The sequence below is a fragment of the Paenibacillus bouchesdurhonensis genome (assembly GCF_900155685.1).
GTDB classification, from domain to species: Bacteria; Bacillota; Bacilli; order Paenibacillales; family Paenibacillaceae; genus Fontibacillus; species Fontibacillus bouchesdurhonensis.
This window is the reverse complement of sequence record NZ_LT732548.1, coordinates 2,471,126-2,494,393: the sequence shown is the minus strand read 5'-3', so window position 1 is coordinate 2,494,393 and position 23,268 is coordinate 2,471,126. Positions and strand designations below refer to the sequence as shown.

The window sequence follows — 23,268 nt, the reverse complement described above, 5'->3', positions numbered from 1 at the left end:
ATGTTGAGACATCTTCCCTTCCTGTAGTTAGGAATATGAAGATGATGCGATAGTCTGAACACACTAGCAATAGTGTGAGAAGCGGTCGAGTGTAAAGACACTCTTGGAAGCACCGTTTCCGCTGCCTTCTTGGTTTAAGATTGTGCAGTCCGTAGGACGCCACATGTCCGAAAGTAACAGCCTGAACTCACTGACCACGATTTACTCGCGCCTGACGACACTTAGAGAATCCGAACAGGTACTAAATAGCATTGGCATTTCCATGAAAGACATGAACGGCAATGTGAAAAACGGATCTGTGGTTCTGGACGAAGTTGCCGGCAAATGGAGCAATCTAAGCAAGGAGCAGCAGTACAACACCGCACTCCAGTTAGCTGGCCAGTCCCAGCTATCCCGTTTTATCGGCCTGATGGAGAACTATGACATCAGTACGAGAGCAAGCGAAACTGCCCTTAACTCTCAAGGATCAGCGATGCGGGAGAATGCCGAGCATATGAATTCCCTCGAAGCAAGAATGCAAACGATGAGAACAGCCTGGGACACGCTCGCCTTATCGATGGGAAACGCCGTGATCAACGACTCCATTATTGGCGTAACGAGTATATTAACGGGCTTGATGAAGGTATTAACCTCGTGTGTTGATACGTTTGGTTTGCTCCCTACCCTGCTAGGAATCGTTGGTACTTCGGCTGCCACTGTAAGTAAAAATTTTAGAACAACCACGATTGCCGTTTTAACACTCGGTAAAGGTATGACATCGCTTGGAGTGTCCGCAAGAGCGGCTGGTATTGCCATAAAGGGCTTACTTGCAAGTACAGGAGTAGGACTAGCCTTAGCTGCATTAGGTTTTGTACTTGAGAAGGTTATTAATTTATTTGGGAGTGCCCAAGAGTCTCAAGAAGAGTATTTTGAAAATTTAAAGCAAAATATTGCGGATACTGAAAACAATATCGTATCTCTTGAGAATTTAAGCAAAACACTCAGCGACCGAAGTAAATCTCAAGAAGAATTAAATAAGGCTCTTGAACAAACCTCCCAGTCCGTCCCAGATATTATCAGTCATTACACCACCGAGGGAAAAGCTGTTTACAAAACTAAAGCAGAAATAGATAAACTTATTGAGTCTGAAAAAGCCCTAAATCTAGAAAGAAGCAAAAGATTATATCAAGAATCAGCGGAATCATTAAAAGGCCCCGCGAAAGAAATCGCATCAAACCAAAAGAAAGTTGAAAAGCTGCAGCAGAGACATGACTACGCCTCAACTAAGGTTGAAGCACTATTATCTGCCGAAGAATTCATTAATAATAATAGAAAAGTTCTCGATGAGCTGGATACAAATTCTAAAGAGTATATTGAAATAGTCCAAGAACTTAATGATAAAGTTGCTTCTATTTTCAGAAAAAAAGGCCAGTACGTTGATGAAGGCTGGCTTTCTAAAGAAATATTTGGTCATGGCGGCATTACTCAAGCAGTTACTGCGTCCAGATCAGAACTGGGCAAACTTGATGGACAATTTCAGGATGCTGAAAGCATATATGAAAGTGGATTAAAAAACTTTACGGATCTTTTTAAAACCTATAATAACAACCTCATCAATGAAACAAATGTGACGGATAATAATGTCAGGCTATTTCTAGACAATCTGAGTAATTCCTTTTCGAAAACAATGAATGTTACGAAGTCGAATTCGGATGAATTGGTTTTTCAATATGAAGACTTAGCCTCAGATATCAACCAGTACCTAACAGACAATAAAATAGATCTGGCTCAAGCAATTGAATCAGGGGACACCGCTGCGATTATTGAAGATTTAAAGTTAAAATTCCCTGATTACATTAATGTTCTTGACGATCTGGCCATTTCATTAGCCGAAACATCCAAAAATGGCAAAGCAGGCTTACCAGTATATGATGAAACCGGAAGGGAAATCGGCAGAATAGCAAGTGCAGCCGATGAAGCGGCCAGCAGCTTCCATGGATTAAAGGAAGTTCTTGGGGAAAACAACGAAGTCATTGGATTTACGGGTTACTTAACTAATACCGAAGGTACGATCGGCTATTTGAGCAAGTATTTGCAAAATGCAAGAGAAGAAATGAAACTTCTGAATGACGCTGAGAAAGAGCTCGAAGAAGGCCAGTCCCTCTCAATATCGACCATAAAGATGCTCAATGATAAATATGGCGATTTCGCTGACGTTACAAAACTAGGACGCGAAGAAATCCTTCTTTTCTTGCAAGCAAAAAAGAAACAGCAAATCGAGTCAATAACAGCAGACATTAAAGAAACTCAAACCTTAATCAATAATGCAAATGAGAGAATTAAAAAAATCAAAGAAGAACGTCAGGCATTAATTGAGACATATGCTGCTAAGGTAGCAAATGGTACAATGACTGATCTTCAAGCAGAAAAACTGTCATTTGGCAAAACGTCTGCAATACAAAATAGTTTAGAATCTGAACTTGAAGACGAGACTCTCAAACTAAAGTTATATCAAGTTGCCCTCGATGAGCTTACCAAGACACAAAAATTAAACGAAAAAGAAACCAAAAATTCAAAAGAAACCTTGAAAGAAACGACAGAGATCCTTTCAAGGCTTCAGCAGCAAATAAATGCCGTTGACGATGCAATCAAAAAAGTCAACAACCAGCGTGAACGATACGCCAAGCATTCTCAAAAGTATCGTGATTCGATAATTGCTGAAAATAAGTTACTGGCTGAAAAAAATAGACTTTTAGAAGAAGGTGTTAAAGACCCTTCTAAGCTGCTGCCAGTCAAACAAGAAGTTAATAGTTCTGGAACTAGCAGCTCGTCTAGTAACCCTATCCATAATATGCTATCGGCTGCTTCCAGTTTACAAGGTACTTTCACTTATAAACAAGTTCCCGGTAAGTTCAAAGGAACCTATGAGGAATTCACGAAGCAAGCCGTGTCGGATTGCTCCCAATTCGTACAAGAAATGTTCGATGAGTTTTTAGGAATCAACCTCCCTCGTACCGCTGCTGAACAAGCCAAACAAGGTACAAAGATCGATAAAGCAGATTTGCAAAGAGGGGATCTTGTATTTTTTAATACCACGGGAAAAGATAATTCTCACGTCGGTATTTATATGGGTAACGGCGAGTTCATCCAGATGGGTGTCAATAGCGGGTTAAGCACTCAAAAATTGGACAGCAAATATTGGTCAGAAAAATACCAAGGTGCAAAAAGAGTAACTAACAGCAGCTATTCCAGCAGCACTCCGATAAGTGGCGATCATGCGCAAAAAGACCTCGACGAAGCAGGCAAACAGGCTGCTCAAGAGATAGTGGAAAATAATGCTAAAATCTATCAAGGACAACGGGATTATCTAGAAAGCGTCCGCGCCTATTATGCAAATTTACTAGACATCGAAGACGACAATATTCACAAATCTCAATTCAACCAGTCGAATTACTCTGATCACTCTGAGGTTTGGAGAAAATATGAAGCTGATGTCGTTGGTAATTTAATTAAAAAGAGAGATATAAAAAAAAAGGAATATCAAGAGTTCCAAAATACAATTGATGCGAAAGGATTTGAACCCGAACTTTTTGAAGCCGATCTACGAAAGCTATTACAAGAAATCGATGATATTACACTAGAAATTAACGGCAAAAACCTCGGCATCATCAATAGCAAGCTTGATGAATTCAGCGAAAAAGCCTCCGGCGTTAATCAAGAGCTTGAACTTTCTAAGGCTAGAATGGCACAGGTAAATGAGATTTCAGCTGAATACTCTAAAGAACTGTCTGCACAAATTTCGCTAACCAGTCAGCAAATCGACATTAATGAAGAAGCCATCAAATATCTTGAACAGCAATTACGAAGCGAACAGCTGTCAGCAAAAGCCAAAGAAGAATTAACCAAAGAACTGCATAGCTTAATCATTGCTAACCATGAATATAACCGTTCCATCCAGGATATCAGAGAAACCTACGCCGATCAGATCATCACCAACTTCAAGAAAATGATCGAAACGAAGCGCGATCTGGAGCTGGATGCCCTTGAGGAACGCACCAAGGCGGAAAACAAAAGACACGAAAAGTTCATGCAAAACATCGACGAGGAAGACAAGCGGTTTGAAGAATATATCAATAAACAAATCAAGCTGCTTGACCGTCAAAACACTTCCGATGATTATGAAAGCGAACTGGAGAAAAAACTCAAAGAGCGGCAAAAGATTCAGGAAAACTTGAACAAATGGTCTCTGGATCAATCCATGGAGGGCAAAGCGAAACGAAAAGAACTGCAGGAGCAACTGGATGCTGCGGATGAAGAGATCGAGCGCTATAAATTGGAGCGTGAAAGAACCCTCACCAAAGAAGGCCTGCAGGATCAGTTGGATGATCGCAAGAAATATACAGAGAAGGTCAAAAAAGATCAAGACGATCTTCATAAAGATACGCTCGAGAAGATCGATAGCGAGAAAGAGAAGACGCAGCAAAAATATAAAGATATTCTCGAAAACGAGAAGTATTTTTATGAAATAAAGAAAAATCTGCTCAGCCAGGATGCTCAAGTTGTCGAAGCAACTCTTGCTGAACTAAAAGGCAAATATGATACATTTTTCTCTATACTAAAGAACCATGCCTTCGATACTTCCCAAGCTTTCGAGAACCTGAACTATGCTATGCAAATGGATTATGAGAAGCTGCTCAATTTCCCCTTGGCGAATAATAGCAGTAACAATGCTGGCAGCAACAATTCTTCTGTCTCCCCTTCTTTCACAGATAAAGAAAAAGAAATAATTAGGATCATGGAAGGCAACAGTAAAGCATGGGCAGCAGCAACAAATCAGAACAGAAGAAATGAGATTGCTGCAGAAAACCTGCGGCTCGGAGCTCAGATTGGAGCTACACGCGACGACAAAACCGGAATATGGTACAAAAATGACGTCCAATTATACCATGACGGCGGAGAAGTCGGAGTAGCTGGAACCACGACTCAAACCTGGTGGGAAAAAATAAAGAGCACCCTGAAGCCTAACGAAGAATTAGGCATTCTCAAAACTGGCGAGGTAGTCTTGGATAATCCTCTGCAATTCGTTTATAATTTTGCCGGCGAAATGTCCAAGAAGCTCTCTCTCCTCTCTCCATCCAGTAGCACTGCCAATGCGGTTCCGGCGGTCTCTGGCGGAGGTGTCGCGATCGATACTGTTATCATTCAAGCCAATGACCGCGAGACGGGAACCAGCCTGCTGAACAAGTTCGAATCCGCGATGAACAGATCCATTAAGAAAGGAACGTTTAAAAAATGATATGCTGGCAGAGCCGCTTTCCCATCCGAAGGCCCGCTCTGCTTTTTGCGATTTAGGAGGTTATATCCACGTGCTCGGAGAGATCGATTACAACTTAAAGCCGATACAACCGCAGTATTTTCTCTGCAAACCAAACCGGGAAATCATTGGCAAGCTGAAACATATTTATAATGATTCCATCCAGGAGCCGCTAAACCAGGTAGGAGAACTAGAATTCACCATCCCTTTGCAAATCGATATTCATCATAAGCTGATCAAAAATAAATATGCCGAGCTCATCCGCGAGAGATATTTAATCAAAGTGGTTCGCGGCCGAAAAATCGACTGGTTTATCGTGGTCAGTCTTTCCCAAGCTTCGGAGAACGATCAAGAAAGCATGACGGTAAAGTGTTATTCTACCTATCACATGCTGACAGATAAGATGATCAAGAGCTATAGCGTCGAAGCCTACTATTGCCGGCAGGTGCTGACGGATATGCTGGCTAATACCGTATGGGATATCGACTATATCGATGCCGATTTCGACCTGGCCTACCGCGCTTTCGAGTTCCAGTCGAGTACGGTTCTGGACGCTATTTATTCGATTGCCGACAAATATAATGCCATCGTCGAGTTTAATACGGACGCAAAAACCGTTAGCTTCAAAAAGCCGGAATTGTTCGGCCTTAATCGAGGCCTTACGTTCAGCTTCGGCAAATATCTCAAAAGCATGAATAAACAAACCTCGGCTGATCAAATGGTGACCAGGCTTACGGCCAAAGGCAAAGACGATTTAACGATCCATCACGTCAATCCTACGGGTCAGGGATACATTGAGAACTTTAGCTACTTTGTATACCCATTTAGAAGAAATGACCAGCAAACGGTCCTCTCTTCTTCATTCCATATGAGCGACTCCCTCTGTCACGCCCTGCTCGACTACGAAGAGCTTGTGAAATCGAAGACAGGCTTGATTGAAGGCTACATTAAGCAGCGGCAAGTATATGAAGATGAGCTGACTCAATTAGACATTGACCATAATAGGCTCAAGAACAACGAGAAAGTCATAACAGGCACAATGCTAAGCCAGCAGTTTGATGGAAAAATGTTTTTCGAAAAATATGCGCATAGCGGAAGTTCCTCGCACACTTTTGAAGTAAACAGCACTTATGCCTATGCCATTTTGATCAAAGCCGACAACACATCAGGTTTATCTGTCTACCTAAATGGGCAGCTTCGGAGCCTGCCATCTGGACAATGGGCTATGCTTGGCAAAGTGAAGGACATCGCCTCAATTCAAGTTGCGCTCCAAGGGGGCAACACGGGGGTATTCATTCAAGTAGCCAATATTAGCCTCGATGAATGGAACGGCCCAGGCAACGAGCAGGACATCGTGGAGAGATACAGCCTGGATCACAAGGAAAATCAGCTGCGGCTAAAGGAAATTGAAATCAACAACAAGATGGATCAAATCGACGATATCCAAAATCAAATCGATGCACTTCAAGTTGTTTTAGCAGCCGACAACAACTTCTCCCCTGCTCAGCTTCAGGAGCTGAACGAGTTCGTAATAGAGCGCGAGTTCAGTGACGATGTGTACGTCAACGAACATGATCTTTATGAGGCGGCTCAAGAAAAGCTGCGAGAGCTCCAGCAGCCTCAGCTTTCGATCGACATCGATATCGTGAACTTTCTAGAAATCGTCGGCGAGCAGCGCAATTGGCACAAACTTGTACTTGGCGATTTTGTAAATATCAAGTATGAACCTACGGCTACCTATGTCACGGCGCGAATTGTAAGTATCAGCTACGACTATGAAGGACAAGAAATCAGCCTTACCCTATCCAACATTAAAGACGTCAGCGATGACAGCAAGGATATGGAGAAATTCATCCAGAACTCGACCAATACGAATATCATCGTCGACGCCAGCAAGCATAAATGGGGCAAAGCCATCGTCGATGTGTCCGAAATGTCGCAGTTGTTCGAGAATTTTTGGAACAAGGTCACCAATGATATCAATATGGCCTCCAATGAACACGTCGTGATCGACCGCAAAGGCATTACGATCATCGATCCTAATGATCCTCTGAGATTTCTGCGCGCAACCCATGGTGTATTGGGCTTGACGCGTTCTGGCGGATTGAAGTACGAGACGGCTATCTCCCCCGACGGCGTGATTGCCGAAATGGTGCTTGGTAAAATCATCCTCGGACAAAGGGTCGTCATCGGCGATACGACGGGAGTTTTTACGATTGAAGGCTCTCGGCTCATGATCGATGACCGCTGTGGCAGGGAAGTTCTCAAGCTTGGCTTACTGTCCGAATCCCCGGATAAGTTCGGTATTTTCGTAAATCGTTATGCTTCTCCAACGGACTGCAACAACACAACAATTCTGAACCGGGTGAATATTACCGCCGACGAAGGTCTTGTGCTGGAACGAAACCGGAATGGTTCATTCCAAAAAACGCTCTACACCTCCACGGACGGGGATTTATATATGATTGGCAATCTGCGGGTTGGTGAAGATGAGCGAGTGTTCATTGCAGACCGCAATGGGATAAGCGTGGGCGCGAGCATTTGGGATTACGCCCCTTTTCGTGTAGACATGCACGGAAACTGTTGGCTGGATTCTTTATTCGCTAATAACGCTGAAATAAAAAACTCGCTATTCAAAGATGGTCACATTGAAGGCTCCTCCCTCGTGTTGCGTGATGCCCTTGGCGGGGTTATCAAGATGTATCCTGATCATGGACTGTGGTTTGGAGCGGAACAATTTAACGATGCCATCGCAAGCATAGCCATGGATGGTACGGCGAAGTTCAAGAAATTAATTGTTACTGATGGGAACAATAAACTATTGATCGATAGCGAACAAAAGAAGATTTTCATGAACAACTGGGATATCGTAGGCGCCGGAGCCATTGACACGGATCTGCTATCCGCCAACATTGTAACTGCAACGGACGGCTTCGTCACCGATCTGACGGCATCTCGGATGACTACCTTGACCGGTGCGATCCGAGAAAGAGCAATGGATTATATTCGGATTGACGGCCATACGCAAAAGTTCATTAGAGGTAACATTAAACCTGGTTCTGCCGTGCACAAGTCGCTCCCGGACGGCAGACTGCTCTATTGGATCAATGCCTCGCAAAGCGGACAAATGACAACAGAAGTAACGAATTGGCCGGTCATGACTTATGACATGGAGGAGAAGGATAAAATGGTCATCGGACTTAACGACACCAGGCCTAATGCTACTCCATTCATTCGTATGGGCATCGGGGATGGAAATGATACTTCTGGCGGAAAATCGCTGATCGACAAATATGACGGCGGATTAAAAACTTCCTATCATTCCAGTGGTTCGGCGATCGAAAGAAGCATTGATCTGGCCGACAACGGCATTACGATTCAATCGGATGGCCAAGGACATGTTACGATCCAGGCTCATCATATCAAAATCGAGTCAACTGGTACGATTAACTTAACCGGTACGGAATATATATTTTCATAGCAATGAGGTGATTATTATGCCAGGTGTGGCTATTCATGGCTCGGAGATTTATGAGGTTATAAAGCCTGGACATGTAACTTATGACATAGAAAGATATGTTGAACCATGGGGGCCAGATGAAAATGGGAATTCTGGTGGTGGTGATTGGGTTTACGATCGTCCTGACAGTACCGGAGCTAAGATAACAGGGACGGTAGTTGCCACCATTTCAAATATGAAAGTTTCTGGAGTAAATGTTGCTAAAGTCGGTGATAAAACTTCTGAATCATGGACTGCTTTTCCCCCTATCCCTTCAGATACCAGAAGGTACAGATATATTGCAACTTCCGCTGCACAAGGCAGCGGCCAAGGCAAAATCATTTCAGGCAGCAACAGAGGAAAACTGAATGGCAAGTCCATCGCCTTAATCGGCTCAACCGTTGAAACCTGCTTAGGGACGATAACTACCATCAAAACAGGCAGCGATAAGATGAAATTCAACAGTTAAGAATAAAATATTTCAAAATCCAATCTTTTAAGTCCAGGAAAGGAGGTGTTCAAAATCACAATTCGGGATTCGTTATATTTTTCATACGCTGGCAGAGTGTCCGCAGAGTTCGACATATTAAATGTCAGCCTTAGCAGCGGCGGAATGGCAGAAGAACCTTTGGTGGCAAGCCGTGAGATTCATGAGGTTTCCATCAAAGGAAGAGATCAGCCCTATTTTCAAAGCATTGAGAAAGATCCATTAAGGTTTAACGTTTCATTCGCCTTCAAGAATCACTGGGATTCTCAGAAGCTACGTGAAGTAACTAGATGGCTCACCGAGCACGACTACTACCAAGAGCTTTATTTTACCAACGATATTGGAAGAGATCCAGAGCGCATTTATTATGCACTTGTAATTGACGATCCTACCTTGGTTCACAATGGTCTGTCACAGGGCTACTTAAATCTTACTTTCCGATGCGATAGTCCGTATGCATACGCTCCAACCCGAACATCGCAGTTGTACAAATGGGATAAAAGCAGTCATATGAATACCATAACGAATTTCTCTCAGGGAGAGAAACTATCATTGATTTCCGATACCGACGGCGGACTGATTCTCAATCCTCAACGAACAAAATGGAGCGACTTTTCATACGACATGAAGTGGACTGAACTGGATCAGCTGCTAATATGAGAAAGGAGTTAAGATGGCAACTACCACTACTAAATTAGGCTTGGTGAAGCCCGATTGGGCAAATGATGAGATTGGCTCGAGCATCGATGCAATAGCTCAAAATTTTCAGATACTTGATGATATCTCTGCTGATTATGCCGACTCCCCTCCCCTATCCGGTGACTGGCCTGCAAAACATATATTGTATGCTAATCAGTTGTCGATTGGTGGACACATCGGCTGGGTAAATATTCGGACTGGAAAAGCAGCTCCTATTTGGGAGAAGTTAAAGTATTATGCCAATGGTTCGCATACCGTTCCGAAAAATGATAACGGCCATTATTACACTTGTATTCAAAGTGGATATTCTGGCTTAATCGAACCCATCTTCCCCGTTTCTGACCAAGGGCAAGTGCAAGATACTAGAGGGGCAAATACATGGAATGTAAATCACTTATATCAGGTAAATGACATTGCTCTGCCTACAATTGACAATGGACGATTCTACGTTTGTATTCAAGCTGGTGAGTCAGGTGATGTTGAGCCAGTGTGGAGCCTAGTTGATGGTGCAACAACTTATGACAAAAACGCTGTCTGGCATGGCTATAAAATAGCTAAATGGCAAGAATCTGGCGTTGCAGCACTGTACAGACCATTCGGGAAAATAGAGTAGGTGATGATTTATGGCTAGATGGATATCTCTTTTAAACCTACAAGGCATATACACCTCCCCTTCTATTTTAATTCCGTTGCAAGCAGATGGAGCCTTAAGCAAAGTTTCTTGGGAAAGCAGCACTCCTGGGGGCAGCCAGATTGTAGTACAGACCCGACTAAGCTTTGACGCTGTTAACTGGACGGAATGGCGAGCTTGCACCAATGGGGGGCAAATCCCTGAAGTTAACGAGGATACACCGCTACATGGGACATACATTATGTATCGAGTCATCATGAAGTCTAATTCTTATAGCATTAAACCGAAATTTAAAAAAATCACTTTTTTCTTCGAACCTGTGCTTGTTTTTGATAATAAAGGTGATTTAAATTGCAAGCCAGAAATTTGGATTACTAAACTGGGAAATGGTGATTTCAGTATTCAAAACATCACTCATAGCAATGAGGAATTTGCCTTTACTAATCTGCTTGATGGGGAAACAGTTTATGTAGACAATGAAAACCAAGACATTGAAACCACATTGGCAGTTACTTATAGATACAAAGATTTCAATGACAACTATCTAAACTTCCCTCCTGGGAAAAATGTGCTTCGTGTAAGCGGCAATGCTGACATCAAGTTCAGATACCAATATACATTGCTGTAATTAGAGAGGAGGTGGAATATTGCCAGATTTAGTAACACAGCTACAATACAATGACCCTTTAACTATCATTTACAGAAAAGGTACGGACGACGATCCCTATAAAGATCGTGCAGACTCCTTGCCTGTTGTGAATGGTATTATTACTCTTTTTGAGATACCTTCACTGCGAGACAGAGTTCAAATTTCTGGACTGATAGAGATTGATCAGGAAGTCTATGAACGAAGAAAAGAGCTTAAGGAAAATGAATTTCTCGTTCATTATTCCATTGGTATCATTCAATTTCATCCTAAAAATGAAGGAACATCTCTTCTGTGCCGATACAAAGGCCGTGGATTAATCATGTATCCAGCCTCGCGTATCTATGCCATGGTTAGAAGAAATCCTGACGTGGTTATTACATTGCAAGACTACATAGTAGAAATAGAAATAAAAATAAAAGAAAATACTTCATTAATAAAACGTGTTGAAGATTTGATTTCCGAAACAAGGATCGTGATTGATAAGTCCGAGAAAGCTACAGATAATGCCAATCGAGCCGCCCAAGAAGCCGATGCTGCAAGAGATTTGGCCTTAGATGCCTATGATACAACTAGGCTTGTTTGGAAAGAACCTGTTGATCGTGAGCAGGATATTTATACGACCTACCCCCACCCTTCTGTCGGCTGGATTGTTCAGACCACACGAGATGGCAAGCGATATCGATTTGATGGCAATCACTGGGTGCTCATTGATATTTTTGGATCAAATCTTCAAGTGGTTACTGAGCATAAAGATGGGCTCATGTCCGTTGCGGAGCATTTAAAGTTAAAATCATTTCCAGTAGAGCTAAAAGATCGAGTCCTAGTGTTCTGCCTGTCAGATATGGCGCAAGGGATTCAAGATATGCCATTCACCCCATTTCCCTTCAAGGGAGAAATTGTTGCGGTGGATGGCTTTTGTATTTCAGCAGGAGAAACAAGAACAGAACTATCAATTGAAAAGTCTCGAAATTTAATTAATTGGACGGAAATTACCTCTCGTAGAATGCGCTTTGAGCCCAATTCCCATCTAGACGATAAAGGTATGGTCTTGGCCAGCTATGAAGTCGAACCTGGTGATTTTTTTCGGATAAACGTAACCCACCTGGGAGTTGGTATCAACAATGCCACGGTTACCATGCGTATTAAAATTTAAAACTAAAGGAGAAATGTATAATGTCTCAACCCGTCATTACATGGATGAATGCTACTCATACTCAGCAAGTAACGGCTCCGCATAACTATGGAGTAATTGATGCAGGGGATTGGTCTCCTGTCCATACATTCAATATCTGGAATAACAGAAGTGGAACAACTGACGTATCTAAGATGGAAGATTGCACCATTACAACTAGAGATATGTCAGGTGGACTTGGTGACACAGTAGGAAATGAGATTGAAGTAGTAAAGAACAATTGGTTTCATGCCCAAGTTGATTCTTTAGATGAAACAGATATCAATGAAGAGTCTAGTCGCATTGGCAAAGATTATTCAAAGCCGATTGGTACTACAGGTGTAACCACAAAAGACGACACTGGGGCAAGCTATCCCACTCCCCTTGTTCCAGGAGCAAGAGAAATATTAGGTGTCAGAAACAATGGAAACCCTACAGACGCAGCAGGAAACTATGTCACAATTAGTTTTCGGGCCGAAGTCCCACTCGATGCAAAAAGTGGACAGCAACAATTTAAGAAACGTATTTCTTATCGCTACGTTTAATTAGGTTCATGTTATTTGAAGAGGCAGAATTAATTCTGTCTCTTTTTTATTTTTTGCAACACAGCTCACAATACAATGGGAGGTACGCTTTAATGATTTTTGGCAATGGTCACTTTGCTAAATCTCCAGTCCAGTCTCAAAAGTATATCTGGCTGGCAGAATATTATGACGGTACTTTTTTAACAGAATATGATCTTGAAAATCGAAAAACAAATAGTTTTTATGATATAGACAAAAATAAACTCATTAAGTTTGGGTTAATCGGTTGCGGTAACCAAATCTATTTTGATGTAGCTAATGGTATTTATAATATTAATCGTGATAGGATCATGCTCTCATATGTTGCTGATGGAACAGAGTATCCACTAACAGGAAGAGCTATTCTCTATAATGACATCATCCAATTTAAAGAGGCAGCGGCTGAAGCAAACCTGCTAACTAAGGGAAAATCCGAAGGAAGAATGCATAGCACTATTATGACTCACGCCATTGGATATAAAAAAGCAATGGATATCTCTGGGGTAAAAATTCACTTTCAAACGATACTGCATCTTCCGCTAGATCAGCCAGCATATTTACAAATTAAAATCTCATCCAGTCAGGACTTAAACGGAAAATTAATAGTTCGTATGAATGGACTAATTGCAAGTGAAATTGAAGCACCTCTCAAAGCTAATATGGCTGGAATTATTAATTGGACACCGTAAAAAATGGAAAGGAAGTGTTCGAATGCTAGAGGATTTTTATATTGATACGTATAACAAGGTTTGGGGCAACAAGGACATTGGTGGAGCCGTGCAAATCACATCCACAAACAATACCTTGAACATTGAATCAGGCAGCAATATTTATACGATTACAATTCCACCAGGTACATATCATACAGAGTATACATTGAATAAATCTGAACTTATTGAGGCAATTGCTGAAGAGTTTGAATACAACCAATTTCCTGTTCAAGTGTATCTCGGTGGTAATCATAAGGATGTAAAATACAACTCAATAGTTTTCCGCTTATCAGATGGATCAGAGATTCAGGATATTAATGGCTCATTCTTTGATGAGTTCTTTAACTCTATTTAAAAGTAGGTGAAAATATGGCTGTGACACATGAGGTTGGATTACCTCTTGATTTAAGCAAAGGCACATTCGCTAATACAGAGCATATAGATGGATTTTTGCAATTAAAAGTTATGAAAATCTCTGACAAGGGTAATGCCATTTTTGCTGAATCTGGCTATTGGGAATCTGAAGTTATTGATATAAAAGATAAGATTGCAGCATTCAAAAGAATTAGTAAAACGTCTGAATTGGTTAATGGCGCAACCTATAAGATCTTCACCTCTTCCTCCGAGGATAGATCTGCGTGGAGTGCTTGGGAAGAAATTGATTATACAGATGGCACAATTAAGAGCCCTAAGAACAGCTATGCCAAGGTTAGAATTGAAATTAAATCTACAATGTCAGATGAAATTGTAACAATTGATGATTTTATGATTGAGGGAAAGTATAGCAATGAGTTTGTGAATAGTGACAAGGGTGTTTTGGAGTTAAAGAGGGTTTATGAATATGAGATGAATGTTTTACCATCTAACGAATCAATATCTACAAAACTAATAATAAGAAATAGCTTTAATAAGATAAACAAAGTTATAGTGAGATAGAGGTGATCTAATGGCTGTTCCAGCTACAACGGGTAAATTATGTGATCGAATTGAGGATATGAAAATTGGTGATTATATTCGATGGTATCATGATGGTGTTAACTATGTGATGAACAATAACACAGGCAGCATGTCGGAGATTCCAACCGAAGGGCAATCGAATAGCATATCAGGATTAGCCATGTATTGGTATGGTGTTAAAGCGTCAAAGGGTCTAATAATTTCAGACAGAGTTATTAGATACTCCTGGTCTTGGGGCAGTATTAATAGTTCCCGATCAATTGAGTCGAAATATGAATCTATTAGTGGCATTGAAGGTGTTATCCGATCTCTAACTGGCGGAGTTGCATATACTAATGAATTTGGGGAAGTGTCGCCAACCAATATGGGCTTTGGTGCATTTCCATCAAATAACGAATGGGATAGATATATCGTTAATTTTCCACATGAATTGATTGAGGATGGAAAAACATTAGACGATGTTTTTCATTGGTCAGGTATAATTTCAGCAACTAGTGATACCCCAATGCTAGGAATAGCAATCAACAAGAGTTCTGCAACTAAGGTTGCAGATTCGTCAAGAAGAACCTATAGAGGAAGCAACATTGAAGCTGGTAACAATAGATTAATTACTGATTTTTGGGCAGTGCCTAGTATATTTTCTTCTGATAAAATAGGCTTTCGCCCAATCTTTGAGTATAAGGAGGTGTAAATTTTGGGTATAGCATTAAATAATGACATCCTCTTGATGGAAGTTGGCGATTATTTTTGGTGTAAATATACAGCCAACCCTGGCAAGGTTGGAGTTTTTAGTGATGTAGCAACCAAAACAGACTCGGATGTTATAAATCAACTAATTCCTACAACCTCAAGTGCAACACCTGATGGTTATTTTAGGTTTATAATGGTCGATAATTGGAACGGAAAGAAAATGCTAGTTGCTGATAGAAATATCCAACACACCATTAGCTGGGATACTCTAAATGCTGCTGGTATTGCTAGTGGAAGTGGTATCAATATATCAAAAACTGTATTCAACAATGACGGGGGTATAAAAAAGGTAGTATCTGATTTAGGAATAACTGTTTCAGACACTGCAATGACTAGTGGAGATAATTTTGTAGCTGTAAGAGCAACTAATGGGGTTACAAGCGGTAAATGGTACTATGAAGCTACATCAATTAGCTACGATAGTAGATGGCCGGGCTACAGACTGATAATCGGACTAATTGACAAAATATCAAATATCTCCTCCTCTAATGGGGCAAATAACGGTGAGTTCTTGTCATCTGTTAATAAATGCTTATCCTATTATTGTGATAGTGTTAATAAAACAATTGGGATAGCTGTTGATCTCGAAAACTATGTTTTTACAGTTTATCTTGATGGAGCTGAGCAACTTAAATCTCCAATTGAACCAGGAATTGAATGGTTTCCATTTAATGCATCAAAGTGGGCAAGTCAAACAAAATATAATTTTGGTTCTCGGCCTTTTAAATACGTTCCACCGAAAGGATTTTCACCATATTCAGACTCTCAACCGCAAATAAAAGACTGCAAAGAGCTAAGTGTTAGACTACTATCTGGCGGTGTTTCAGAGGATGGCAATAACAACGAGTGGTATGAATATATAATTAATTCTACTCTAAACGAAAAAATTACCCCGGGAAGCAATGACATATGGAATTGGTCAGGTGTTTGGAGTGTTACATCAACTACACCTACTACTTCATCCGTAAATAGGGTACTTAGAGGTAATACCGCTGCTTCATCATACAGTAGTAGCACTACAACTTCTAATTCTGCATCATTTGGTTTTCGACCTGTGCTTATTATCGACACAAATATTACCAAAAGCTTTATCAAGAACAGCAATACATACAAAAGTTTAAAGGGGGATTCGTGGGTCGCAGTCTCTGAAATATTGCCCTCAAGAGACATTTTTATAAGCGATGGAATGCCTGATCTATCAATATTAGATCGCGATCCAACGACATTCACTATTCCAATGGATGATAATACTCCACAAGGACAACCTTTGGGCAATGGTAAAGTATTTAAAGAAAAAATCAATCTTAAGAAATTTATAGAAATAAACAGTATTAATGTGAAGTAGTTGATTAAATTTGACTACTTCTTTTTGCGTTTAAAATACCAATTTTAAAAAGATGGGATGGTGAGAAAATGGCAGTACAAACTGTTACGTGGGATTCAATAACAAAGGGAACGATGGTAACTCTAAGCAATAATGACCTGACGGCTTATTTTTCAAATAGTCGATCAAATGTAAGATCTTCGATAGGTCGTACGAATGGGAAATATTATATTGAATTTACTTTAGGAGCTATTAGCAATGGTTATCTTTCAATTGGCATATGTCCAACAATTAATTATTCCAATTCTGAATTTATAAGTACCAGATCAGAGTGCATAATCTACAATGGGGGAGTAGGAAATATAGCCGTTTCAGGCGTAATAAAAGAAACTAGAAGTAAATTTACTACAGGAGATATCGTTAGCGTTCTTTTAGATTTAGACAGTGGCACTATTGAATTTTGGAAAAATGGAATTGGTCAGGCAATTGTAAGCGGAATTGATAATACAAAAGAATGGGTAATAGTATCTGGATATGAATCGACAGGTAACAATGGTACGGTGACAGCAAATTTTGGTGCGACTCCTTTTATATATGAGCTCCCAATAAATTATAAGTCTTATGATGACTCTCAATCCAATATTCAAAAAATCTTACTTTCATCTAAAAACAAAACTTATTCACTGAGGTCACTAGTTTATTTAACTGAAACAACTATTCCTGAAATGACATCTGATATATCCCCTAATGGAAGAGCCTTTGCCAGCAGTGTAAGAAGCCCCTCTGAAGCAGCGTGGAAAGCATTTGACAGAACTGAAAGTTATTATAGTGCTGTAAATACAGTGGGAAAAGTTGGTCACCTTGGATATGAATTTGTTAATCCTATTGCGATTGGGAAATATGCTGTAAGAAATAGGGCAAGTGCTGCTGATACCCCACCAAAAAATTGGACTTTTGAAGGGTCTAATGATGGTTCTAGTTGGAAAATTTTAGACAGTAGAATAGATCAGATTTGGGGAAACATATCTGAGGACAAAAACTATTTTGTCGCTCCAGAGAAAATTAATAATTATAAAATGTATAGACTAAATTGGACTAGCAATAACGGAAGTGTAACAACGTGTATCAATGAGTTAAAAATGTATGAAGCCTCTCTTACTCTGCTATCATTACCAGATCAATCGGAGCAATTTTTCATCAATTATGGTGTTGAGTCACCAATAAACCTTACTCAACTTGCAGGTACTAAATTTATCAAATCTACTTTCACTCCATATGAATCTGGTAGAAAGTTTACTCACACTATTGATTTGAGCAAACGAAGGGTAGACAAGATTATATTGGAGTAGAGGAATAATCTTAATAGAAAGGGGATGGGAAAATGATAATTGTAGGAGAGGCATTGCCAGAGCCAGAGGCAGGGTGGAGAAGAATTGAAGACTCTGATACTAACATTTTATATGAAGGAACCTGGGACTCTCATTTCAACACTGCATACAGTGGGGGAAGCAGGCATTTTTGTTTAAACACAAGCGAAAACAGTAAGATAAAATTTAATTTTGTGGGAAGCAATTTTTTAATTATTTCAAGTCTCTATACTACTTATTCAGACAAAATTGAAGTGAAAATTGATGGAGAAGTTGTAGATTATTATTCTCTTGCCACAAAAAATTTAAACAAAGCGGTTGCATATATAAAAGAAGGATTAGAATTTAGAGAACACAGCATTGAACTAACAAAAATTAATAAAGGTACTTTTAGTACTGATTTTATTCTAGATGCAATTGATATTGACGCAAACGGAGAGATAAAACCCTTTAGAAAGTGGGAAGATAAATTCTTGATTACCACAGAAAGCAATAACGTCTACAGCTTTTTACCCAATAAAATTACAACTGAATCCGCGATCCCAAAAATGACTAGCAATACATCCCCATCAGGCAAAGCGTTTGCTGAATCAATTTCTTCTGCAAGCTACGATGCTTGGTATGCATTCAATCAAGTAGATGATAACGAAGGATATGCAAGTGTATCCGGCAGAGTAGCTGGTCATTTAGGGTATGAGTTTCCTGCAAAAATAGCGATAGCAAAATATGCTGTTAGAAGTATGAATTCCGCTTCTAATTTGTATAAACTCCCCAAGTCATGGATGTTTGAGGGGTCGATTGATGGGGTTGGTTGGGACTTATTAGATACACAGGCTAACCAGTCTTGGACTACGGTTAACACAGATAAAGAGTATTTAATAAAAAATCCTAAGCCTTATAAAAAGTATAGAATAAAATGGAGTGAAAATAATGGTTTCCCCAGCTATACAGATATAAATGAGTTGAAAATGTACGAGCACATACCTGGTGAGATTGTAGAAATTGAAACATCATCGGAAAACAATTTTATCAACCATGGTATGGATGCGGGAGCAGAAATTGATTTAAATTCTATAATCACTAAGGTGAGTTATCTTGTTAGTGATAATGAAACTCTCGATTCAGGGAAGGTTTTCAGAAAAGAAATAGATACATTGAGCAAATCAATTAAAAATGTATCTATAAAATGATTGTTTTAAGTGGATATGAAAGGAGTGAGAGTGCACAGTATGGCATATATAAGTGATACAACAGCTATTCCTGCAATGTCATCAAATACAACTCCAAGTGGAATTGCTAGTGCGGGGAGTTATCTAAATAACAATCAGGCATATGCAGCTTTTAGAGCATTTGATCAATCATCTTCTCTGCTTTGGAGCTCCTATGGAAAGGCGACGGAGTGGATAGCATATGAATTTCCTAATAAAAAAACTGTAGTAAAGTATTCAATTAAAGTTTCCGCCCCTACAGCCGCCCCCAAGTCATGGCTGTTTGAAGCGACGAATAATAGTGTAGATTGGGTAGTGCTAGACACTCAATCAAATATAACATGGAATCAAGGTGAGCGAAAAGAGTTTTCTATTTTTAATACGATAAATTATATAAAGTACAGAATAAACATCTCTGCCAATAATGGGCATAACAATATTTATATTGACGAAGTAGAAATGTTTGAGTTAGTCTACGACAACAAAACGCTAATCTACCACAATAATGAATACAAAAAATACGACAGCGGATGGATATCTCTTTCTAATACTCCAACCGATCAGTTATTTCTCACAGAGGGTATGGACGATATCTCAATCATTCCCGAATCCGCATGGGCAGAACTCTCAGGAGATGTTGAATTGTGCCATTGGACAGACGATCCATACAAAACAGAAGCTCAATTCACCATTGAAACTGAACCATTCACACTCGAAGATGAATTCGCAGGTCAAACGATCAAGATTATCGAATACACCGACAATCCAAATCAAACAGAGTCAAGCATCACTTTAGAAACAGAGCCATTTACACTATACGATGAGCTGGGCGATGAAGTCGATATTCTATACTACACCGATGATCCAAACAAGACTTCTGCTGAACTGGAAATCAACGCCAACTACTCCCCTCTCGATGAATTGGATGGGGATTTTGAAGTTGTAACTTGGAGTGATTCAGATACCCCTCCCCTGCTTCAAGTCGAAGGGGTTCCGTTTGAGCAAATCGTGCTTCAGGCCAGTGACCAAGAGATATTCGGCAAGCTGCAATCCCTTATTCTGGAGCAGAATTCAAATGAATCTGTAGGAAAACTAAGAGTGATCATGTCTTTTGACGGTGGGCGAACATGGGAATCCAATAAATATGGAAAATGGCTAACTATTGACCATACGAACAAAGATGTAATCATTTCCCGTGGCATGTCACCGCATGATGTTTCGAAGCTAAAAGAGAAATCATTCATGAATAAAGGTGAAAAGATACGAATTGGTTATTTAATTGCCGATAATATCCACCTTGCTGATGGACATACTCTTCTACATAGCACAAAGGTAGGTGTCACATCCCCAACAGGTACAGTTAAATTTAGTGATGTTGCATTCTACATACTTAATACAGCAGCTACTATTCAAGTTGAATTTGCTGGAAATAAATTAAGTGGTGAAATTTCCGATGAAGATTTGGGCAAAGTGCAGTATAGAGTATCTTTGAATGGAAATCCGTATTATCCTTCAAGCGGGAGCTACACACCATTAATGAATTCCCCGCAAGCAATTAATATTAATATCTCAGATCGGGACATTTTGTTTGGTGTATATAATACACTACGAATCGATTTCCAGGATGCTTGGGGACAAGAAGACTATTGGGAAACCACCTTTATCGGCACTTACTCTGGCATTATATTTATGGACAGTAATAAGGAGTATCTATCCAACTCTTTTGGCGAAATTTTGAAATATCTCGACTTCGGGGTCATTATTGCTGGGCAAACCACGCTGGAGCAAAAAGTAATTGTAAAGAACCAGATTGGCTATCGTGTGCAAAACTTGATACTAGAGGTAGTAAAGGAACAATTGCCAGAGGGAGTGACCATAGAATTATCACGCTCTAACTTTCCGTTCACTGCTGAAGATCCTCTTCTGTTCAACAGATTTTTTAATGAGGATGAGGAGTTTGAATTCTACGTAAGAATTGTAACAGATTTATTAGCTCCACCTAGGCCAAACGGTACTTTTGAAATTAGAGCAAAAGCAGACACCGTGTAATAGTCTCAATACAATGAGATGGGAAGTGACATTTTGGATGAAGTATTTGACATAAGCAGCGAAATAATCGTAAAGAGTAAGCTGTCCAACCGATTAGGGGGCAGCTTTATTCTATATCGCTCCCTTGATGAAGATTTGGAATCTACTGTTCTGATAAAAAAGCCGTCCGGTAGTGATCTAAACTCAATTTTGTCAATAAGGACAAAGCATGAACTGAATTTAGATGCTGCTATCGATATTAAATATCGTGGAAATGATGACATTGATTCTGAAATTCTGGCAATAGCAGCAGATTTTCTAGATTCAATAATTGAGGTCAGACCGCATAATCAAATGTTCGGGAAGTTTGAGCTTCTTGAGGCTCCTAGAGTGCAAGTGAAAATGCCTCCAATTGCAGACTCGACGACGAGAAGCCGTCCTGATTTCCAAATGATCAACTATGGAGATGCTAGAAGTATGTTGACTGGGAAAAGTAGTGAAGAGGAATTTAGCTCTTTTATACAGTTCGCAAACTTTGAAGCATCTATTCCTGATTTGAAGTACTTAGAGTCAGCAAAACTAAGACTCTATTACATCAATTTCCCCATCAACAGCAATTTGGAATTGCATCAGCCAAATACAATATGGAGAGAATTGGGGATTACTCACGCAAACCAGCCATACTCTGTTGAGCTGTTAAAAGATCAATATGTAATTAACACAAAAGAGAGATATGTTGAATTCGATGTTCTTGATATCGCTTTGAAATGGCAAGAGAAATCCTTGGATAACTTTGGATTCATTATTAAAACATCTGACGGGAATTCTCTTAGCTTTTTCACTAGGGAGTCAGATCACTCGCCTCTTTTGATTATTGATTATATCACCTCACAAGTATACTCCATTGGACGCAGTGAGCTAGAGGCTGGGATTTTCATTCATGGCAAGGGCCATAAAGATATAACTGGCATGATCACTGTTAAAAGTGATGTTGGATTAGAGTGGCTTGAATCCTCTATTTATGTTCATCGAAAAGAAGACCCTCTGGATGAGGATCGAGATGCACTGATTGCCGTAAACAGGAGAGAAATCAGCTCCTCACTTATCATTGGAATCCGTAGGTATGATGAATTAGAATCTACCATAGCAGTGCGGAATGAGCTACAGACGAGTTTGTCCTCTACGATTAGTATTAGTAAGCCTGATTTAACAGCAGCCATTACAGTTGATCCTAACATTTCCTTGCCAAGTGTAATGACTGTATCACGTAAAGAATGTTCACAAATTAATGCTACTATTACTATTAACCAAAGAGATCTAGGAGCAGCTTTAGAGGTATCTGACTATTCAAGAGAAGCAAGTGATATTAAAGCCGAAATAACTGTTGTATCAGAGCGAGAAGAGTTTCTCGAATCTTTTCTTTCGGTATCCAGACAGGATTTAAGTGCTAATATTATCGCAAGAGTTCAAGATGAACACGACATTGACAGCGTACTAGAAATTCCTTATTACGAAGACTTGGATGGCATCATAAGGGCTTCGCGCCCTGATCTTAGCTCCTCAATCACAGTAAAACATATAAGCGAAACAGATGCCTTCATTGAGGTTAAAGAAAGGAATTATTTAGACTCTGTAGTAGATGTAAGAAACATCAATGAGCTTGATTCAATCATTGTCGCAAAGCAAATTAATGAGACAGACACTGAAATAGTAATCAGTCAGCCTGATCTAGCTGGTTTCTTAAGCCCTCGTGTAGAAAGAATTGAAGAGTTGACTGCATCTGCTATGATCAGGAAAAGATATGTTACTGACCTTGACAGCTCCATTGCTGTGAGAGGAAGAGGAAATAGAAATTATGTGTATATTCTGTAATAATTTCATAAGGAATGTCCTCAAAAAGGGCATTCCTTTTATTTTTATATAAAGGGGAGT

Annotated in this window: 17 protein-coding genes; all 17 read left to right on the top strand. The window is 39.9% G+C overall.

Translation table 11 applies throughout. The features are described from left to right. Positions 1-163: 163 nt before the first annotated feature. The 17 genes from CZ379_RS15475 to CZ379_RS15395 all read left to right on the top strand — a co-directional run bounded on the left by CZ379_RS15475 (position 164) and on the right by CZ379_RS15395 (position 23,208). Positions 164-5,275, top strand: a complete 5,112-nt coding sequence (locus CZ379_RS15475; RefSeq protein ID WP_234404922.1) for an NlpC/P60 family protein — start codon at positions 164-166, stop codon at positions 5,273-5,275. A 70-nt stretch (positions 5,276-5,345) separates the two neighbouring features. Beyond that, the gene (locus tag CZ379_RS15470; RefSeq protein ID WP_110934405.1) at positions 5,346-8,774 is read left to right on the top strand and encodes a phage tail spike protein; all 3,429 of its coding nucleotides are present in this window, start codon (positions 5,346-5,348) and stop codon (positions 8,772-8,774) included. A gap of 16 nt (positions 8,775-8,790) precedes the next feature. After that, on the top strand, positions 8,791-9,261 hold the full coding sequence (locus tag CZ379_RS15465) for a PAAR domain-containing protein (protein WP_110932433.1): 471 nt from the start codon (positions 8,791-8,793) through the stop codon (positions 9,259-9,261). Positions 9,262-9,306: 45 nt separating this feature from the next. Next, positions 9,307-9,939 (top strand): phage tail domain-containing protein, encoded by a 633-nt coding sequence (locus CZ379_RS15460; RefSeq protein WP_110932432.1) that lies wholly within the window; start codon positions 9,307-9,309, stop codon positions 9,937-9,939. Positions 9,940-9,952: 13 nt separating this feature from the next. Next, complete coding sequence (locus tag CZ379_RS15455) at positions 9,953-10,591, top strand: hypothetical protein (RefSeq protein ID WP_110932431.1); 639 nt, start codon at positions 9,953-9,955, stop codon at positions 10,589-10,591. A gap of 10 nt (positions 10,592-10,601) precedes the next feature. Continuing rightward, the gene (locus CZ379_RS15450; protein WP_110932430.1) at positions 10,602-11,237 is read left to right on the top strand and encodes a phage tail family protein; all 636 of its coding nucleotides are present in this window, start codon (positions 10,602-10,604) and stop codon (positions 11,235-11,237) included. Between the two features lie 19 nt (positions 11,238-11,256). Continuing rightward, on the top strand, positions 11,257-12,411 hold the full coding sequence (locus CZ379_RS15445; protein ID WP_110932429.1) for a hypothetical protein: 1,155 nt from the start codon (positions 11,257-11,259) through the stop codon (positions 12,409-12,411). A gap of 20 nt (positions 12,412-12,431) precedes the next feature. Continuing rightward, positions 12,432-12,974 carry a hypothetical protein gene (locus CZ379_RS15440; RefSeq protein WP_110932428.1) on the top strand — a complete coding sequence of 181 codons (543 nt, stop codon included), beginning with the start codon at positions 12,432-12,434 and terminating at the stop codon, positions 12,972-12,974. Between the two features lie 92 nt (positions 12,975-13,066). Further along, positions 13,067-13,681 carry a hypothetical protein gene (locus CZ379_RS15435; RefSeq protein ID WP_110932427.1) on the top strand — a complete coding sequence of 205 codons (615 nt, stop codon included), beginning with the start codon at positions 13,067-13,069 and terminating at the stop codon, positions 13,679-13,681. Positions 13,682-13,703: 22 nt separating this feature from the next. Then, entirely contained in the window at positions 13,704-14,057 is a 354-nt protein-coding gene (locus CZ379_RS15430) for a hypothetical protein (RefSeq protein WP_110932426.1), read from the top strand. 14 nt (positions 14,058-14,071) lie between these two features. Beyond that, a complete protein-coding gene (locus CZ379_RS15425) occupies positions 14,072-14,638 on the top strand; it encodes a hypothetical protein (RefSeq protein ID WP_110932425.1) in 567 nt (188 codons plus the stop codon). Positions 14,639-14,648: 10 nt separating this feature from the next. Next, a complete protein-coding gene (locus tag CZ379_RS15420) occupies positions 14,649-15,350 on the top strand; it encodes a hypothetical protein (protein ID WP_110932424.1) in 702 nt (233 codons plus the stop codon). Positions 15,351-15,353: 3 nt separating this feature from the next. Continuing rightward, entirely contained in the window at positions 15,354-16,754 is a 1,401-nt protein-coding gene (locus CZ379_RS15415; protein WP_110932423.1) for a hypothetical protein, read from the top strand. 68 nt (positions 16,755-16,822) lie between these two features. Beyond that, positions 16,823-18,082, top strand: coding sequence for an SPRY domain-containing protein (locus CZ379_RS15410; protein ID WP_110932422.1), 1,260 nt, complete (start codon positions 16,823-16,825; stop codon positions 18,080-18,082). Positions 18,083-18,114: 32 nt separating this feature from the next. Then, the gene (locus tag CZ379_RS15405; RefSeq protein WP_110932421.1) at positions 18,115-19,290 is read left to right on the top strand and encodes a hypothetical protein; all 1,176 of its coding nucleotides are present in this window, start codon (positions 18,115-18,117) and stop codon (positions 19,288-19,290) included. Between the two features lie 39 nt (positions 19,291-19,329). Beyond that, positions 19,330-21,357 carry a hypothetical protein gene (locus tag CZ379_RS15400; RefSeq protein WP_110932420.1) on the top strand — a complete coding sequence of 676 codons (2,028 nt, stop codon included), beginning with the start codon at positions 19,330-19,332 and terminating at the stop codon, positions 21,355-21,357. Positions 21,358-21,390: 33 nt separating this feature from the next. Continuing rightward, entirely contained in the window at positions 21,391-23,208 is a 1,818-nt protein-coding gene (locus tag CZ379_RS15395; protein WP_110932419.1) for a DNRLRE domain-containing protein, read from the top strand. Positions 23,209-23,268: the final 60 nt, after the last annotated feature.

What these genes read in the sequence shown, in the direction of transcription:
- CZ379_RS15475 (WP_234404922.1), top strand. Translation starts at nt 164, where the DNA reads ATGTCCGAAAGTAACAGCCTGAACTCACTGACCACGATTTACTCGCGC.
- CZ379_RS15465 (WP_110932433.1), top strand. Translation starts at nt 8,791, where the DNA reads ATGCCAGGTGTGGCTATTCATGGCTCGGAGATTTATGAGGTTATAAAG.
- CZ379_RS15455 (WP_110932431.1), top strand. Translation starts at nt 9,953, where the DNA reads ATGGCAACTACCACTACTAAATTAGGCTTGGTGAAGCCCGATTGGGCA.
- CZ379_RS15450 (WP_110932430.1), top strand. Translation starts at nt 10,602, where the DNA reads ATGGCTAGATGGATATCTCTTTTAAACCTACAAGGCATATACACCTCC.
- CZ379_RS15440 (WP_110932428.1), top strand. Translation starts at nt 12,432, where the DNA reads ATGTCTCAACCCGTCATTACATGGATGAATGCTACTCATACTCAGCAA.
- CZ379_RS15435 (WP_110932427.1), top strand. Translation starts at nt 13,067, where the DNA reads ATGATTTTTGGCAATGGTCACTTTGCTAAATCTCCAGTCCAGTCTCAA.
- CZ379_RS15430 (WP_110932426.1), top strand. Translation starts at nt 13,704, where the DNA reads ATGCTAGAGGATTTTTATATTGATACGTATAACAAGGTTTGGGGCAAC.
- CZ379_RS15425 (WP_110932425.1), top strand. Translation starts at nt 14,072, where the DNA reads ATGGCTGTGACACATGAGGTTGGATTACCTCTTGATTTAAGCAAAGGC.
- CZ379_RS15420 (WP_110932424.1), top strand. Translation starts at nt 14,649, where the DNA reads ATGGCTGTTCCAGCTACAACGGGTAAATTATGTGATCGAATTGAGGAT.
- CZ379_RS15410 (WP_110932422.1), top strand. Translation starts at nt 16,823, where the DNA reads ATGGCAGTACAAACTGTTACGTGGGATTCAATAACAAAGGGAACGATG.
- CZ379_RS15405 (WP_110932421.1), top strand. Translation starts at nt 18,115, where the DNA reads ATGATAATTGTAGGAGAGGCATTGCCAGAGCCAGAGGCAGGGTGGAGA.
- CZ379_RS15400 (WP_110932420.1), top strand. Translation starts at nt 19,330, where the DNA reads ATGGCATATATAAGTGATACAACAGCTATTCCTGCAATGTCATCAAAT.